The sequence below is a fragment of the uncultured Thiothrix sp. genome (assembly GCF_937876535.1).
GTDB lineage: Bacteria > Pseudomonadota > Gammaproteobacteria > Thiotrichales > Thiotrichaceae > Thiolinea.
In genome coordinates this window covers 447,104-463,575 of record NZ_CALFHZ010000020.1, presented here as the reverse complement: position 1 = coordinate 463,575, position 16,472 = coordinate 447,104, and the positions used below count along the sequence as shown (strand labels likewise).

Sequence of the window (16,472 nt, the reverse complement as noted above, 5' to 3'; positions counted from 1 at the left end):
GTTAACTAAGTCAGCTGAACCCAACAAGAATAGGACTAAGAAGTTGCGTGGGATAAGACTAGAGGTAGCGGAACAGTATGAAAAAAAGGCACTGCAATTACCGCAGTGCCTGGTTAGCAAGGTTGCTTGCTATCTAAACTCGCGCGAACTAATTGCTAAAGCCTGGAAGACATAATCTGCAAAGGACCAACGCACCATGAGATAGACATTATTCGCATCAATGCGATAGATCACAGCTGCGGCTTTAGAAAACAGCGTCGAAATCACTTTGCCTTCGCTTAAAAACTTCGAGCAATCATAGACACAGTTTTTCGCGAGCACTTCATAGACATGCTCACCCGAAAGCTTTAGGAGTGAATAGCCACCAGAGTTATCCACTACAGCGGCAAAGATTCCATGCAAAGCAGCTTTCGCGTCTTTAATAAAGGCATCTTTTTGGCTGAGCGGTAGTGTAATTAAATACTCATCCGGACTAAGCCATTTCACTAGTTTAGTATCCAAAGCACCGGTAATACCTAAAGCATTCGGTAATTGAATCCCTAATTGAGTTAACGCCTCAGCCGCGCCCGCTGTGTTAGGGCGAATCCGCAGTACCACATAGCCATAATTACGCTCTTCACTAACTTGAAAACCGTTTCCCGCTAAGGCATTAAAATCGTGGCCTTCTAACGCCGTCTCAAATTTCGCCATCAATTTTCTCCTTGCCTTGATCGTAGAACACGCTATCCACAATAGTTAAAGGGATTACTTCATAGGACAAAGGCTTGGCGTAAATCTTCGTACCCATTAAATCTAAGCCACCCTTCACCACCGCCATTGCAATCGAGCGCCCTAGCACTGGACTGAAATAGCTGGAAGTCACATGCCCAATCATGGCTTTACTGCCAATCTCAGCAACTAATTGGCAACCTTCATTCAAGACTTTATGGGGATCATCCGTGAGCAGACCCACCAACTGTTTACGCCCTGGACGCGCAGTATCGCTACGTGTTAAAGCGCGTTGCCCCAAGAAGGGATAAGGCTTATTCAAGGAAACCGCCCAAGCCATATTCGCATCATAAGGTGTGATTGAACCGTCGGTATCTTGACCTACAATTACATAACCTTTTTCAGCACGCAGAACATGCATGCTCTCAGTGCCATACGGAGTGATATTAAACTCTTTACCGGCCTCCATTACGCTCTCCCAAATGAAGCGCCCGTAGTTAGCTTGCACATTAATCTCATACGAAAGTTCGCCTGAGAAGCTAATCCGCATAATCCGTGCTGGAACGCCACAAACCGTGCCTTCGCGCCAATCCATGAAGGGGAAATTCGCTGCACTGCAATCCACATCTTTACAGAGTTTTTCCATCAAACGGCGTGCTTTCGGCCCAACGACTGCAGTGGTTGACCAATGATCGGTGACGCTAGTGATATACACCTTGAGATCAGGCCACTCGGTTTGCAGCCAAGTTTCTAGATGGTTATAGATACGCGCCGCACCACCCGTGGTGGTGGTCATTAAGAAATGGGTATCGCTAATACAAGCAGTCACACCATCATCAATGATCATGCCGGTTTCATCGCACATCAAACCATACCGGCATTTACCCGGTGCGAGCTTCGCCCAGGCATTAGTATAAACACGCGCTAAAAGCTCACGTGCATCAGGGCCTTGAATATCTATTTTGCCGAGGGTTGAGGCATCCATCATGCCAAGGTTATTGCGCACCGCTAAGCACTCACGCGCCACCGCTTGATGCATATCTTCGGAGCCTTGTGGGAAATACCAAGGACGCATCCACTGCCCCACGACTTCAAACTCAGCACCTTTCGCACGATGCGAAGCTTGCATGGGTGTGAAGCGTTGTGGATCAGAATGCAGCCCAATTTCACTACCCGCAAGCACTCCCATAGTGACCGGCGTATACATGGGGCGGAAAGTCGTGGTACCGACTGCTTCAATTGGCAAATTCATGACCTTAGCAGCCACCGCAATACCATTCACATTACCGGTTTTACCTTGGTCGGTACCGAAACCTAAGGCGGTATAGCGCTTGATATGCTCAATCGAACGATAATTCTCAAGGATTGCTAACTCAATATCCGAGGCTTTCACATCGTTTTGCATGTCCAAAAAGACTTTATCGCGCCCTACATCCGGACAAATAAAGTCAGCAACATTTAAAAGCTTCGGTGCATTCACCGGATTAGCCGCTTGTCCAGCCGCCAATAGCCCCACATACTCACCTTCTGCAGCCGCGCCTTGCCAATCACTATGCCCATTCACGCTACCCGCCACATAACGATGGGGTTTATCGCAAGCAGGCATAAAGGCTTGATAATCTTTTGAGAACCAAGGCTTAGACCCCGTATGGCAATCTAAATGTACTAAGGGACTAAAACCACCGGAGCAAGCAATTAAGTCGCAAGCAATCGTTTCCGGAGCATCACCCACGACCCAGCCGTGACTATCGCTATACGCCGTCTTAGCAATCAACGCGCGCTCAACACTCGTACGCCCTTCAGCTTTAACAATCGTGTAGCCTTGCTTAACAAGCACACCCAGTTTAGTTAAATCACTGGCATCATAACCCATGCGGCAATCCACCACCGTGGGGCGCGTACCTGCTTTCACTAAATCACGAGCCACCTCATAAATACTATCGTTATTACCAACGACTAGTGGCTTACTGCCGCACAGTACCGAATACTCATACTGATAACGGCTCACTGCACTCGCAAGCATCACGCCGGGCAAGTCATTATTGGCAAACATTAAAGGACGTTCGTGGCTGCCGGTAGCCAACACGACTTTATTCGCCCGAATCCGATGTAAACGCTGCCGAGATTGATGCGGATTACGTGCACCTATCGTCACATGATCTTGGCGGCGCTCTAAAGCTAACACTAAGTTGTAATCGTGCAGTGCATAGGCCGTGGTGCGTACCAGAATTTTCACATTCGCATGTGCTTCTAAAGCAGCATAAGTTTGATTAAACCATGCTTGTGCAGCAGGATCGCGCCCTGCATCCACAACTAATTCGCCACCTAACTGCGCACGCTCATCCAACAATAAGACTTTCGAGCCGGCATTGGCCGCTGCTAATGCCGCCGCTAAACCCGCAGCACCGCCACCAATCACCGCCACATCGGTATGCTGGTTATAATGATCATAAGTTTCCGCATCAGGCTTATTCGGTGCAGTCGCAAAGCCTGCTAATTTACGCAGTTGCTCTTCGTATTTCGGCCATAATAAAGCAGGGGACATGAAGGTTTTATAATAAAAACCTGCTGCCATAAAACGATGAAAAGGCTTGAGCCAAGCACGCAAATCCTCATTAATGGAGGGAATACCACTAGCTGCTTTAGCTACTAGATCAGGGTAAATTTCAACTTCGGTGGCACGTGCATTCGGCACATGGTAGCCCGTCTCCGGCTCGAGAATGACTAAAGCATTCGGCTCTTCCACACCCGCCGCCATAATCCCACGTTGACGACCGTATTTAAAACTCCGCCCTACCAACTTCACCCCATTGGCTAATAAGGCTGAAGCTAAGGTATCGCCTGCATAGCCGGTGTAATGCGCACCTTGCCAAGAGAAATGGATTTCTTTCGAGCGGTCAATGCGCTCATTAGCTTGTTTATATAAGCGCTTCATGCTTGCTCCTTGTAGGATTCAAAGGTGCGCACAGCGTAAATCTCATTCGTCACATTATTGCGCTCAACCACAAATAACTTACGGCAACCAGCAGCATGCGCCCATTGCTCTACCGTTTTACCTTTAGGATTGGTGCGATTAAATACATAATCCCCCCATTGCTCATCCGTACAATCTAGGCTAGGGCGTTGAATAAATGCCTCCCCCGCATAGCGATATTCCTGTTCATCACGCAGCTCGCCACAATAGGGGCAATGAATTAAAAACATAAAAAGCCTCCTTAGTGTGCAACGCCTGCAGCGCCATGCTCGTCGATCAAAGCGCCGGTAGTGAAACGATCAATGTGGAAAGGTAAAGCCAAAGGATGCGGCTGATCTTGACCAATCGTATGCGCAAATACATTGCCAGAACCTGGTGTTGCCTTGAAGCCACCCGTACCCCAACCACAATTGAAATACAAACCCTTCACTTGTGGAATCGGACTAATAATCGGGCAAGCATCGGGGCAAACATCTACAATCCCGCCCCATTGGCGATTCAAACGCACTCTGGAGAAAATCGGGAACAGCTCAATCATGGCCGAAGCACAATGATCGAGTAAATGCGGGCTACCGCGCTGTGAGTAGCCTGTATAGGAATCAATCCCCGCACCAATCACCAAATCACCTTTATCGGATTGACTGACATAGCCATGCACTGCATTTGACATGACGACAGTGTGCAGGACGGGTTTCATCGGCTCTGAAACGAAGGCTTGTAATGGATGACTTTCAACTGGCAAACGAATACCCGCCATTGCAGCCAACACAGAGGAATGTCCTGCAGTCACACAGCCCACCCGATCCGCTTTAATATAACCGCGTGAAGTCTGTAAGCCTTTAATCCGCCCTGCTTCAATGTCCATCGCTTGCACTTCACAGTTTTGGATAATATCCACGCCATGTTTAGCAGCCGCACGTGCAAAGCCCCAAGCCACCGCATCATGGCGCGCCACACCCGCACGCGGTTGGCAAGAAGCACCCATCACTGGATAACGCACATGCTTACCTGTTTCTAGAATAGGAATTCGCTCTTTTAATTCAGCCGCACTAACGACTTCGGCATCAACACCATTCAGCATATTCGCATTCACGCGCCGCTCAATGTCGCGCATGTCTTGGAGGGTATGGCCTAAGTTATACACGCCACGTTGACTAAACATCACATTGAAGTTCAGGTCAGCGCTTAAACCTTCCCATAATTTCAGAGAATGCTCATATAGATTGGTCGCTTCGTCCCATAGGTAATTAGAACGCACAATCGTGGTATTCCGCCCCGTGTTCCCGCCACCAATCCAACCCTTTTCCACCACCGCAACTCGCGTACCCGGAAAGTCACGCGCCAAATAATAAGCCGTTGCTAAGCCATGTCCGCCACCGCCAACGATGACCACATCGTAAGCTGCTTTAGGACTCACTTCCGGCCAAGCTGCTGGCCATTGTTTTTGTCCGCTGAGGCCAGCTTTAAAGACCTCCAGCCAAGAATACTTCATGAATGCCACTCCGATTCGTGCGAATGAGCTAGATTAGAGCTGATTGACTGGTCAGTCAATTGTGCTTTATCAAACATATTGAGGAAAAAAACTCAACCGCTTGGATATTTTGTTTCTCTACCTAAGTTTTTACTGTATTAAGCTAATTTTATCCCCAGCTATTTTCGTAGAAACTCGATGAATAATTCAAACACTATTAAAAATATTTGCGTTTATTGTGGCTCCAGTTTTGGTCGCCAAGCTATTTATACTGAAACTGCTCAAGCCCTCGGTGAACTACTCGCGGAGCGTGGGATACGCTTGATTTACGGTGGGGCAAAAGTCGGCTTAATGGGGGTGGTTGCCGATGCGGCTTTAAGTAAAGGGGGCGAAGTCATTGGCGTAATCCCTGATTCTTTAGTCACGCACGAAGTTGCGCACGGAGGTCTTACTGATTTAATCGTTACCGACTCTATGCACACCCGTAAAATGCGCATGGCTGAGCTTGCGGATGCTTTTATTGCTTTACCCGGTGGCTGGGGCACTTTAGATGAAATGTTTGAAGTACTCACTTGGGCGCAATTAGGCTTTCATAAAAAACCTTGTGGGCTCTTAAATGTAGCTGGCTATTACGAGGGACTTAAACAATTTTTCAAACATACCGTCGACGAAGCCTTTGTGCGTAGCTCTAACTACGACCTATTATTAATTGAAACTGAGCCAAAAATGCTGCTAGATCGGTTGTTACAGCATGAAAGCACACATACATCTAAATGGATTAAGCCTGCTGAAGAGCTTTAAAACCAAACCGTATCACCGTTCAATCTAGCAGTATTTTCCTCAATGCTTGGCCTGCGCTATTCTGAGTTAATTTAGGTTTTGAATTCCATGCAAAGCAAAGACTCAGAAAGTACAGGTCTACATCGTATTGTGATTGTAGGCGGCGGTGCAGGTGGCTTAGAGTTAGCCACCCTGCTTGGCGATAAGCTAGGTAAACAGAAACTCGCACAGATCACGCTGATTGATAAAAATCGCACCCATATCTGGAAGCCGATGCTGCATGAAATTGCTTCAGGTAGTATGGATTACACCTTGCACGAAATTGACTATCTAGCCCAAGCTCATTGGCATCATTTCCGCTATCGGATTGGGGCGATGACCGGTATTGATCGAGCACAGCGCCGTGTGCATATTGATGCATATAGGGATAATGAAGGCGAGCTGGTCACTCCGCAACGGAGTATTCCTTATGACACTTTAGTACTGGCGCTTGGTAGTCGCACTAATGACTTTAATATCCCTGGTGTCGCTGAACATGCCATCGAAATGGATACTGCCGCTCAAGCTGAGCATTTCCATCAGAAGTTGGTAAACGCTTGCATTCGTGCCCATGCGCAAACTGAAGCCTTGCAGCCTTATCAATTGCAAGTAGCGATTATTGGTGCTGGGGCAACTGGCGTGGAATTAGCCGCTGAGCTACATAAAAGCATTCGTACTCTCGTCAAATACGGCTTAGACAGTATTGAAGCTGATCGCGATGTGACTTTAACCTTAATTGAAGCAGCACCACGTATTCTGCCCGGCTTACCCGAGCGTATTTCTAAGGATGCAGCCAGGATTCTTGCGCGCCTTAAAGTCAATACTCGGACTAATGCACGGGTAGCAGCAGTACATGAACATAGTGTAGAACTAAGCACGGGCGAACAGATTCCAGCCGAGTTAATTGTTTGGGCTGCAGGCATTCGTGCCCCTGAGGTACTCAAAACCTTGGATGGTTTGGAAACCAATAACATCAATCAACTGCTGGTGAAAACCACCTTACAAACCACTTATGATGAAACTATTTTCGCCTTTGGTGATTGCGCTTCAGCCGATTGGCTTGAACATGAGCCACCTACTAAAGTTCCACCACGCGCCCAAGCCGCCCATCAACAAGCGGTACATTTAGCTAAACAACTGCAAAGACGTTTGGAAGGAAAAAGCGTGGAAGCCTTTCATTATCAAGATTTTGGCTCTTTAGTTTCACTTGGAGAAAATTGGGCAGTTGGCGGCTTGATGGGTAATATTGCGCGGGGTACTTTGTTTGTGGAAGGTTATCTCGCCCGCTTTATGTACAATATGCTGTATAAAAAGCATCAATTAAGCTTACACGGTTTTTGGAAAACCGCAGTAGAAACCGTTTCAGGTATTTTAAGACGCACGACAACACCGAGTATTAAATTGCATTAAGCGCCGTAAGAAATTTGCCTACTTTAATTAACTAAGTAGGCAAATCTAGAGAATTTAAGACTTAAAATAATACATTTGGTATTACTTATTGCTACTTAGCATAATTAAACTTGGTTATTGGAACTGCTGTCCTTAGTCTTGGTCTATGCTTGATCAAGTTTATAACAAGGAAGCTATTCTAATGCTAACAACTGCCTCAGTAACTAACCCTAGCAACCCTTATCCGGGTCTGCGCCCTTATCAACCCACTGAACAAACTAAATTCTATGGGCGCGATGCAGACACCCAAGCTTTACTCACTAAAATTCTCAACCAGCGTTTAACTTTATTATTTGCCGCAACCGGCGTCGGTAAAAGCTCTTTATTACAAGCCTCGATTCTGCCGCAATTGAGCGCTAAAGACGGTTTGAACCTCGATGTAATTTATTATAATGACTGGGTTGCGCCACCGATTAAAGGCATCCAACAAGCTGTGCGCCAAGCTTTGGCTAAACATTATGGCAATATCCCAGCTGACCCACAAAACCTTAGTTTAGAAGCCTTTTTTCGCCTGATTACCCCTAACACTAGCCAGCCTTTAGTGCTCATTTTGGATCAATTTGAAGAATTTTTCCGGTATCGTTTTATTCATCATGCAGCTGACTTTCAGCCTTTCATTGATCAATTAGCTGAAGTAATTTTAGCGCCTGAGTTGAATATCTCTTTGGTCTTTTCCATGCGTGAAGACTTTGCTTTAGAGTTAAATGCTTTCAAGCCGCATTTACCTAACCCTTTATTTAGCAATTACTATCGCTTAGAAAAATTAGGCATTGAGGCCGCTAAAGCTGCGATCACTGAACCATTAATTCAAGCAGAGTATCACTACGAACCAGGATTATTAGATGAACTCCTGAAAGATTTATTAAGTCGTGATCTAACTCGCGATGCTTCGAGCTTGGCTAAAGGCACCCAAGCGGATAGTGTGGAACCACCCTATTTGCAGATCGTGTGCTCACAACTATGGGAATTAGATAAAAATGATTCAGCTAAAACCTTACGTTTAGCCACTTACCGCAAAGCCGGTGGGGCGAAAGGTTTATTAGAAAACTATGTCAATTATGTCCTAAAAAGCTTTTCAGATAGCGAAAAACAAGTCACCTCCAAAGCCTTCGATCATTTGATTAGTCGCCGTGGCACTAAGATGGCGCATACCCCCGAAGACTTAGCAGAACTAGTCAATCTTAAGCCTTCGGAGCTGGCGAATGTGATGGATAAGCTTGAAAAAGCTCGTATTCTACGTCGCCAACAACGCGATCAACAGGTGTGGTATGAACTTTATCACGATATGTTTTCCGGCGGGATTGAAGCTTGGAATACCGCTTGGAAAAACCATATGCGGGTACGGCGCACACTACTAGCTACTGCTGCTTCCTTAGCAGCTTTAGCAGCGATTTACTTTGGAGTAGTCGGCTATTTACAAGCCACTAGCAAGCATTTGCGTTTAGGTAATAGCACTAATGACCGAGTGGAAATTTATACAGGCTCTAGCAAATTTCCTGACCCCTTTGGCCAGCAACATTATCTGAGTGAAACAGGCGTCGAACGTAGCCAGTTGGAATTAGATAAGCGCTACCCTAAGCGGGATATTCCTGATTATCCACTAGTTGTGCGTGATTTAATTGCCAGTCAACCGCTTCAAAGTCGTATTAATACTTATATTGGCAATGGTGAATTCTGCCAGTTTTCTGATTTACTCACCCAAGTTTTCCCTGTAGAAAAACCTGTACCTGGTTGCAAACTACCTACGACACGCCTACATCCTGCACAGGCTAACTCCCAAGCGACTGACTCTAAAGCCCCCACTTTTGGCACTAATCTAGAAATGGATGGGATGATGCAGGTTATGTTGCAGCAATTGGGTAACATGAAAACTGCTTGGTCTTTTGAACAAACAAACACGATTACAAAGCTGTTTGAAAACAACCCAAATGGCATGCCAGTTCCCACGACTGGCCCTTTTTATACTCAACCCTTGCAGTACACGTCTGAGGAACTACTTAATCAAGGGTTTGTGCAAAGAGTATTTGACTTTTTTGATCCACGTTACTCAGAAGCTATTATAAATTGGGCACTTAACCCTGAACAAAGTCAGGTCGAAGCACCTGCGCGCCCTACCGAAATAGTAAATATGTTGGTGGAAAATGGTAATCCAGAAATGAATGCCATCCTCACCAATGTGATCCAAGCAATGCAGCTGAAACCCCGTTTATTAGCAGCTCTCAGTGATGAGAACCCGCAAGTTCGAGAAGTAGCAGCTATCTTAATCGGCCAAACTAAAGATGCTAATTTCGCTAGTGCTCTCAGCAAGCTCTTGCTAGATAAGACCCCTAGTATTCGTCAAGTAGCTCTGAAAAGCTTATTCCAGATTGATTTTGACCAAGCCTTATCGGTAGCGGCAGAACTAATCACTGCCCGGAATCAGCCTTTGGAAACACGGATGCTGCTGATTAATTACTTAGGCAACAGCAACTCACTTAAGGCAGCTCCATTGTTAATTGCGCGCTTCCAAGACCCAAATGAACGCGAGGAAATCCGCCAGATGACTGCCTACGCTTTAGGCAACTTAGGTGCTACTGAGGCTATCCCTGTTTTTCGCGCCGTACTGAATGATCAAACTGAGCGTACTGAAGCACGTACTGGTGCGATTGAAGGGCTTAAATCTTTAAATGACATGGCTAGTATTGATCTGCTACTCAGTCATCTACAAGACTCTGAGGAACGCAGCGATGTACGCAGTAGTTGCGCTATGGCTTTAGGTTTATTGTCTGCCAATCAAGCCGTCCCGCTGTTATTGAAGCTAATTGAGGATCCTTATACTGATAGAACGCTTAAAGATGTCTCTTTGAATGCTTTAGAAAATTTAGAAGATCCCAGCATTATTCCTCGACTAAGCGCTTATTTGAAAACACTATCAACCGGAACTAGCCTAGCTATTCAAGTCACCATTACTTTAGGGAATATCCAACCAATAGATAATGCCAAGAGTTTAGCAGTCTCATCCTTCATGACTGCTACTAACCCTGAATTGCTCAGCGGCTTTAGTACAGAGTCATCCATACCTACCTATCTACCTATACATGCGTCTACCCCTGGGATAGACCCTAATTTGAATAGCCTTGTGTTAGGTAGTTATGCACAACGCCAAGCCTTGCTAACAGCCTTGAATCTGAGTGATGACAATCGTAACCCTGCTTTACTGCGGCTTGCTGTAGATACCAGTATGAGTACGAGTATTCGGATACAAGCACTGGCTGCTATGCAAGCTGCCAAGCAAAACCAAGCCATCGGTCAAGCTTTAGTGCCGCTCACTAAAGACTCTGCCAAGCCTATTCGCAAGCAAAGCATTGATACCCTTTTAAAAATCTTAGAAGGTGAGGATTTATTGCCTTGGTTGAAAACCAAAGATATTCCTTCTATAAGTCTAGCCAATGGCTTAAGTCGCTATGTTGCAACTAGCCCACGCCCTAAAGCAATTGCTACCTTGTTAGCATTGGCTCAAGATGACCAAAGCCCCCTACAAGCTTCAGCTTATAAGCTGTTAGCTGAACTAAAAGCCACTGAGGCCTTAACTTTAGTTACCCGCAATTTAGAACGCTTAGAGGAGGAATATCGGCAATGGCGCAAACTACGTGACCAACAACCTGCCGATTTAAGCGATCTCACTGCGTATAAACAATGGCAAACCAGCTTTGAAGCCGCTAAACCTAAACATGCTTATTTGGCAATCTACTATGGCTATGTTTTGGCACAAATGGGCTTTGAACAAGCGCTCACTGCCTTGAATCATGATTTAGCGGATGTGCGCTTAGGTGCTAGTTTTAGCTTAGGCAAATACGCTAGCGCTAAAGACCTACAAGCTTTAGCTCAAGAACGGACTAAACATACGACTGAGCCACTCTTTCAACAAGCGAGCTATATGGCGCTTAATCAAGGTTTGCTGCGTTTAGAACTAACGACTGATCCAGAGCAAATCCAAGCCTTAAAAACTTGGCAAACTCAGACTAAAACGCAAACCACTGATCCAGTGGTTCAGCGTTTAGACTGGACTTTAACTCTAATCAAACACTATCAAAGCATTGATCAAGAGTTTGCAGCGAAATATCAATTGAAGCGCAAGTTATAAAATCTTGCGCTAACTTCAAGCCTGCTGAGTTTAAGACTGAGTAGGCTTTAAACCACTGGCGACTTTAAAATCTTTCGCGGTGTAATAGATTTCCTCATCCGCCATCCGCTGATCCAAATCAATGCTAATCGAGCTAGGAAAACCATAACTTGGATCGTAAGTCACCTTGACACTAGCAGCGGGTCGATTGATAGCATCACGAATCACTTTAAATAAATCGTCGACCGTTTTAGCATCTGCTTTACGGTCGGCAGGTAATGGCTTGTTCGAACTGACTAAATCAGCTTGCTGCACTACCCCTTTAAACACCCGAATCGCAATCGGTTGGGTATATTCCGGCGGGCAGAAACAACTAGGCTGTAATTGATAAGCATAATGCTCGGGGCGCTTCTGTTTCCAAAGCGCTTCAGCTGCATCTAAAGCGGCTAAAGCTTTCAAATCTTTCTTTGGCGTTTGGATAGAATTTGCAGCTTCCTGTACAGCACTTAAAGCTGGCTGTGAGCCTTTGATTTCGTATTGCGCAGGGAAGGATTCCATCACTTTTAGGACTTTGAGTTGTCCAGCTACCTCTAATTCACGAATTTTAGTCTCAACAGGATCAGGTTGCTGGGTGGTGCCGGTAATATTTAAAACAGTCCAGGTAGACTGCTCAACACTCGGTTTGGCTTTAGGAGCTTGGACAGATTCAGAGGCTGTGGTACAAGCCACTAAACTGGCTAATAAGAGCGTGGGCAATAGCAATACTTTCATAAAACTTATCCTCTTAGTTGTTAATACAATGTCAGCTTTAGCTTGATAACCCTTTGACCACAGAGTCTCCTATCTGCTGCATTCTCTTGTTAAAATAATATAAACCTAATAACACCCGATGAGGAACAAAACCACTACCGCAATGCAGCAAAACTAAGCTTGTCTGAGCCAGTCGGTATATACTCTCAACACAAAATAACAGCGAATCCTTAAGGTCAAATCATGAAAATTGCAGTTGCTGGCACTGGTTATGTAGGTTTATCGAATGCCCTACTCTTAGCTCAACATCACGAAGTCATCGCTCTGGATATCGTCCCTGAAAAAGTTGCCTTATTAAATCAAGGTCAAGCGCCGATCATTGATACCGAAGTCGAAGCTTTTTTAAAACGCTCTGACTTAAACTTTCGTGCCACCTTGAATAAGGAAGAGGCTTATCTGAATGCAGATTTTGTGATTATCGCGACGCCCACGGATTACGATACTCAAACTAACTACTTCAACACCCGCTCAGTTGAAGCAGTGGTTAAAGATGTAATGGCGTTGAATCCCACTGCGGTGATGGTGATCAAATCGACTATTCCTGTTGGTTATACAGAGCGCTTACGGCAAGAAACGGGTAGCCCCAATCTCATCTTCTCCCCCGAGTTTTTACGTGAAGGCAAAGCACTTTATGACAATCTTTACCCCTCACGGATTGTGGTGGGTGAACGCTCTGAGCGTGCTGAAAGATTTGCTAAATTATTACAAGAAGGCGCGCGCAAAGAGAATATTCCGGTGCTTTTCACTGACTCTACTGAAGCGGAAGCGATTAAATTATTTGCCAATACGTATCTAGCCATGCGAGTCGCTTATTTCAATGAATTAGATACTTATGCGGCTACACATGGGTTAGATACGCGCCAGATTATTGAAGGGGTGTGTTTAGATCCACGCATTGGTGCACATTACAATAACCCCTCGTTCGGCTATGGCGGTTACTGTTTACCGAAAGATACTAAACAGTTACTTGCCAATTACAACCAAGTACCACAAAACTTGATTCAAGCCATCGTGGCCTCTAACTCCACGCGCAAAGACTTTGTGGCCGATAGCATTATTCAGCAACAGCCTAAAGTGGTAGGTGTATACCGCCTCATTATGAAAGCTGGCTCAGACAATTTCCGCGCCTCCTCGATTCAAGGGATTATGAAGCGCATTAAGGCTAAAGGGATTCAAGTAGTTTTGTATGAACCTGAATTGCATGAAGCTAGCTTTTTTAATTCAAAAGTGATTCATGACTTAAATGAATTCAAAGCTTTAAGTGATGTAATTATTGCTAATCGGATGCACCCTGATTTGCAGGAAGTAGAGACTAAAGTGTATACACGCGATCTGTTTGGTAGTGATTAGTACCGTCCAAATTTTAGATTAATGGTAGGGCAGTTGCTCTTGACAGAACTGCCCTGCTCCCACTACGCTAATACTCCTTATCAACCTAACTATGGAGACCCAATACATGCTCGTTCAATCCACCAATGGAAATTCAATGCAATTCTAGTCTCCCGCATTTCGCCGGGAGACTGCTCAAGCGGTTATCCGGCCAAGTGCGACACCATGGTGTTGGCATGTATTCAAAAACCCGGATGACGCAAGTCTCCGGGTTTTTTTATGCCCGGACGTTTTAAGCTAAAGGATATTTATGCCTATTAAGTTAGTCCTCAATAAGGGCACAGTTCCAGTCAAAGTTTTTACTGAAGATATCGATCAAGGTTCGATCAATCAGCTCGGCAATATGGCGCAGCTGCCCTTCATTCACTCCCATATTGCGGCAATGCCTGATGTGCATCATGGGATTGGAGCCACGGTTGGCTCGGTGATCCCGAGCAAAGGGGCGATTATTCCTGCTGCAGTAGGAGTGGATATTGGCTGTGGGATGAATGCGATTCGCTTGTCCTTAAAGGCCAGTAACCTACCCGATAATCTGCATGCTGTACGTAGTGCAATTGAAAAACGAGTGCCAGTTGGTTTTGAAGAACATGCTCAAGCCACCGTACAAGGCGCCACTTTAAATAATATCGGTAAGCATCTGAAAGTCATTACTGATAAGCACCCTGGTCTAATCAAAATGCAACGTAATTTTGAGCGTACTTGGGGTAAGCAACTGGGTAGCTTGGGTGGTGGTAATCACTTTATCGAACTTTGCCTTGATGAAGCGGACGATGTGTGGGTAATGCTGCACTCCGGTAGTCGTGGAATTGGTAATGTGATTGGACGCTACTTCATTGAAAAAGCGAAGAAAGATGTCGGTAAAACTTTGGGACAATTACCCGACAAAGATCTCGCGTATTTTACCGAAGGTGCTCAGCATTTCGATGATTATGTACAAGCGGTGAGCTGGGCGCAGGATTACGCGATGCTCAATCGGCGCGAAATGATGCGTTTAGTTTTAGAGGCTTTGCAGAGCCAATTCAAACCTTTCACTACTACCCGTGAAGCTATCAATTGCCATCACAACTATGTACGAAAAGAAACGCATTTTGGTGCAGAAGTCTATCTCACGCGCAAAGGTGCGATTAGTGCCTATGAGGGTGAATTAGGCATTATCCCGGGCAGTATGGGCGCAAAATCTTATATTGTGCGTGGTTTAGGCAATGCCCAATCCTTCTGCTCTTGCTCGCATGGCGCAGGACGACGCATGAGTCGCACTGAAGCCAAACGGCGCTTTAATACTCGGGATTTAGCCGAACAAACCACTGGTATTGAATGTCGTAAAGACAAAGGGGTGGTGGATGAAATTCCTGGCGCTTACAAAGATATTGATGTGGTTATGCAAAACCAAAGTGATTTAGTCGAAGTCGTGCACACTTTAAAACAAGTCGTTTGCATTAAAGGCTAAACCCCAGTTAATTCATTTAGGAGAATTGATCATGAAAACTCAAAAGTTTACCTCGTATCGGGGCGCTCAGCCCCGAAGTCAACAATCGATAGTGCATCCTTGTGATGTGCTTGACCAATCTGATGACCACTCGCCAAAAGCTAGTTCTTTTGGCTTATTACGAGGATATTTTCATGGAGCTAACTCAACTTGAAGAAATTTTGAGTTGTCTAAAAGGTGAACGTACTCTGTTCCGTTATTCACGCGATACTTATGCACTGCAACTCTTGCGTGACTATATCGGTGCAGGAATGAAGCCTGCAGAACTACGCCAATCACCTTATGCGAACTTATTGCACAAGCCTTTGGTAAAATCGGTTTTAGCACTAGCTGGTAAAGGAGCGTTGAAGCCACAGCATTTAGATTGGATTGAAGCTGAGCAGACCGCTTTAAACTTTGTACTGACTTTGGATCAATGGGGCACTGAACGGAATAGTCAGCGCCATTATCGGCAATTGAGTCGTACAGGTTATCAGTTGGTACTACAGTTGAATTTTGCTAATGACCATCAGCAACAATATCAGCAATGGATTAAACAGGCCGATTGTGCTGAGTTTTCCTACTGGAGTCATCCGGTAGTTAAAACTGGACGTTATGAAACTTTAGCTTGGGTACGAATTGATTTGGATTTTGCTGCGAACCAAGCACTGATTGAAGAAGCCCAATCCGATTGGATACGGCGGGTGAAGTCAGCCTATTTGCAACGCTACCATCCGCAACTTACTGAGTATCGGGAGCGGGTGCTGAAACCGTATGCTCAAATCTGGGATGAAGCTGCTTTAGCTGCGGCTATTCGCTTGATTCGCCATGATTTGGGGATTAAGGAAATTTTTTACAATAGTTTTGAAACCGGCAATCTAATGAAAGGGATTAGCGACAACCTGCCACCACGCTCGTTGTATAGCGACTTACCACAGAAGTTTGCTTTTAAACTCACTGACGAAATACCGAAATTTTTGCAAGACTTACGCCACACTCAGCAAGTCTTGCGTAAACAAAAACAAGGTGCGCGTTGGTACAAACTACCTAACAAGGAGTTCATTGATGTCGAAGAAAAAGCAGCGGCTTAAATTACCCAGCCGCAGCAATCCCGTTGCACGTGCCCCGATTATGAGTAAAGGCGGTGCACATCAGAAAACCCGTTCGGCTGAACGCCAAGCGGATAAACGTCAATTACGCAAATTAGTTGCTAAGGCAGGGGCCGACTACGGCCCCGCCGACTTAGCAGCCTAAGATTGTAGGCTTCAACTTATTCCACTAGTTT

12 protein-coding genes are annotated in these 16,472 nt (G+C 45.5%); 7 read left to right on the top strand and 5 right to left on the bottom strand.

Features of this window, described 5'->3' with window-relative positions:
- Window positions 1–129: 129 nt before the first annotated feature.
- The 4 genes from Q0230_RS14075 to Q0230_RS14060 are packed head-to-tail and all read right to left on the bottom strand — an operon-like array spanning window position 130 to window position 5,174.
- A complete protein-coding gene (locus tag Q0230_RS14075) occupies window positions 130–690 on the bottom strand; it encodes a sarcosine oxidase subunit gamma (RefSeq protein WP_298610798.1) in 561 nt (186 codons plus the stop codon).
- Entirely contained in the window at window positions 677–3,643 is a 2,967-nt protein-coding gene (locus Q0230_RS14070; protein ID WP_298610797.1) for a sarcosine oxidase subunit alpha family protein, read from the bottom strand. The genes Q0230_RS14075 and Q0230_RS14070 overlap by 14 nt, the downstream gene beginning before the upstream one ends.
- Complete coding sequence (locus Q0230_RS14065) at window positions 3,640–3,912, bottom strand: sarcosine oxidase subunit delta (RefSeq protein WP_298610796.1); 273 nt, start codon at window positions 3,910–3,912, stop codon at window positions 3,640–3,642. The genes Q0230_RS14070 and Q0230_RS14065 overlap by 4 nt, the downstream gene beginning before the upstream one ends.
- An 11-nt stretch (window positions 3,913–3,923) precedes the next feature.
- Window positions 3,924–5,174 carry a sarcosine oxidase subunit beta family protein gene (locus tag Q0230_RS14060; protein WP_298610795.1) on the bottom strand — a complete coding sequence of 417 codons (1,251 nt, stop codon included), beginning with the start codon at window positions 5,172–5,174 and terminating at the stop codon, window positions 3,924–3,926.
- 177 nt (window positions 5,175–5,351) lie between these two features.
- Here Q0230_RS14060 and Q0230_RS14055 point away from each other — a divergent pair, with 177 nt between their 5' ends.
- From Q0230_RS14055 to Q0230_RS14045, 3 genes are all read left to right on the top strand, one after another.
- On the top strand, window positions 5,352–5,954 hold the full coding sequence (locus Q0230_RS14055) for a TIGR00730 family Rossman fold protein (protein WP_298610794.1): 603 nt from the start codon (window positions 5,352–5,354) through the stop codon (window positions 5,952–5,954).
- 87 nt (window positions 5,955–6,041) lie between these two features.
- Window positions 6,042–7,382 (top strand): NAD(P)/FAD-dependent oxidoreductase, encoded by a 1,341-nt coding sequence (locus tag Q0230_RS14050; RefSeq protein WP_298610793.1) that lies wholly within the window; start codon window positions 6,042–6,044, stop codon window positions 7,380–7,382.
- A gap of 181 nt (window positions 7,383–7,563) precedes the next feature.
- A complete protein-coding gene (locus Q0230_RS14045) occupies window positions 7,564–11,544 on the top strand; it encodes a HEAT repeat domain-containing protein (protein WP_298610792.1) in 3,981 nt (1,326 codons plus the stop codon).
- 30 nt (window positions 11,545–11,574) lie between these two features.
- On the opposite strand, the gene Q0230_RS14040 is transcribed toward Q0230_RS14045, so the two are convergent.
- Window positions 11,575–12,294 (bottom strand): DUF6174 domain-containing protein, encoded by a 720-nt coding sequence (locus tag Q0230_RS14040; RefSeq protein ID WP_298610791.1) that lies wholly within the window; start codon window positions 12,292–12,294, stop codon window positions 11,575–11,577.
- A 222-nt stretch (window positions 12,295–12,516) separates the two neighbouring features.
- Between Q0230_RS14040 and Q0230_RS14035 the strand changes: the two genes are divergently transcribed.
- From Q0230_RS14035 to Q0230_RS14020, 4 genes are all read left to right on the top strand, one after another.
- Window positions 12,517–13,683, top strand: a complete 1,167-nt coding sequence (locus Q0230_RS14035; RefSeq protein WP_298610790.1) for a nucleotide sugar dehydrogenase — start codon at window positions 12,517–12,519, stop codon at window positions 13,681–13,683.
- A gap of 289 nt (window positions 13,684–13,972) precedes the next feature.
- Window positions 13,973–15,169, top strand: a complete 1,197-nt coding sequence (locus Q0230_RS14030) for an RtcB family protein (RefSeq protein ID WP_298610789.1) — start codon at window positions 13,973–13,975, stop codon at window positions 15,167–15,169.
- Between the two features lie 173 nt (window positions 15,170–15,342).
- Complete coding sequence (locus Q0230_RS14025) at window positions 15,343–16,278, top strand: hypothetical protein (RefSeq protein ID WP_298610788.1); 936 nt, start codon at window positions 15,343–15,345, stop codon at window positions 16,276–16,278.
- Window positions 16,253–16,441: a hypothetical protein gene (locus Q0230_RS14020; protein ID WP_298610787.1), complete on the top strand. Its 189-nt coding sequence runs from the start codon at window positions 16,253–16,255 to the stop codon at window positions 16,439–16,441. The genes Q0230_RS14025 and Q0230_RS14020 overlap by 26 nt, the downstream gene beginning before the upstream one ends.
- Window positions 16,442–16,472: the final 31 nt, after the last annotated feature.

What these genes read in the sequence shown, in the direction of transcription:
- Q0230_RS14040 (WP_298610791.1), bottom strand. Translation starts at nt 12,294, where the DNA reads ATGAAAGTATTGCTATTGCCCACGCTCTTATTAGCCAGTTTAGTGGCT.
- Q0230_RS14055 (WP_298610794.1), top strand. Translation starts at nt 5,352, where the DNA reads ATGAATAATTCAAACACTATTAAAAATATTTGCGTTTATTGTGGCTCC.
- Q0230_RS14035 (WP_298610790.1), top strand. Translation starts at nt 12,517, where the DNA reads ATGAAAATTGCAGTTGCTGGCACTGGTTATGTAGGTTTATCGAATGCC.
- Q0230_RS14065 (WP_298610796.1), bottom strand. Translation starts at nt 3,912, where the DNA reads ATGTTTTTAATTCATTGCCCCTATTGTGGCGAGCTGCGTGATGAACAG.
- Q0230_RS14020 (WP_298610787.1), top strand. Translation starts at nt 16,253, where the DNA reads ATGTCGAAGAAAAAGCAGCGGCTTAAATTACCCAGCCGCAGCAATCCC.
- Q0230_RS14030 (WP_298610789.1), top strand. Translation starts at nt 13,973, where the DNA reads ATGCCTATTAAGTTAGTCCTCAATAAGGGCACAGTTCCAGTCAAAGTT.
- Q0230_RS14060 (WP_298610795.1), bottom strand. Translation starts at nt 5,174, where the DNA reads ATGAAGTATTCTTGGCTGGAGGTCTTTAAAGCTGGCCTCAGCGGACAA.
- Q0230_RS14050 (WP_298610793.1), top strand. Translation starts at nt 6,042, where the DNA reads ATGCAAAGCAAAGACTCAGAAAGTACAGGTCTACATCGTATTGTGATT.
- Q0230_RS14070 (WP_298610797.1), bottom strand. Translation starts at nt 3,643, where the DNA reads ATGAAGCGCTTATATAAACAAGCTAATGAGCGCATTGACCGCTCGAAA.
- Q0230_RS14025 (WP_298610788.1), top strand. Translation starts at nt 15,343, where the DNA reads ATGGAGCTAACTCAACTTGAAGAAATTTTGAGTTGTCTAAAAGGTGAA.
- Q0230_RS14075 (WP_298610798.1), bottom strand. Translation starts at nt 690, where the DNA reads ATGGCGAAATTTGAGACGGCGTTAGAAGGCCACGATTTTAATGCCTTA.
- Q0230_RS14045 (WP_298610792.1), top strand. Translation starts at nt 7,564, where the DNA reads ATGCTAACAACTGCCTCAGTAACTAACCCTAGCAACCCTTATCCGGGT.